This window comes from Xenorhabdus bovienii, assembly GCF_024721015.1.
GTDB classification, from domain to species: Bacteria; Pseudomonadota; Gammaproteobacteria; order Enterobacterales; family Enterobacteriaceae; genus Xenorhabdus; species Xenorhabdus bovienii.
Map to the genome: position 1 here is coordinate 1 of NZ_JANAIF010000401.1, position 280 is coordinate 280.

Genomic DNA, 280 nt, shown 5'->3' on the forward strand with positions numbered 1-280 from the left:
CTTGAAAATCCGATTATCGTTTTGGACGATGCAGGATATTTGGAAAACCCTGCCTTTTTGGAAGTACAGGAATTGTGGAACGGAACCGAAGGGCATTGTGCGTGGTATATGATAGGCGATGATGCTTTGCAGACCAAAATAGAGCGCGGTATTCAGCGTAATCGTATTGGATACAAAGCCATTTTTAGCCGATTTTCTGAGGAATATGTAAAACTACTACCCGTTGGAAAGGAAGACCAAACGCATTATCTAAAACAATTGATTGGCGATGTTGCCTCTG

The 280-nt window shown here is 42.1% G+C and carries 1 protein-coding gene; it reads left to right on the forward strand.

Translation table 11 applies throughout. The annotated features are described in order from the left end of the window. On the forward strand, positions 1 to 280 hold a 280-nt coding region (locus NXS07_RS21170; RefSeq protein WP_258087652.1), incomplete at both ends, for a hypothetical protein.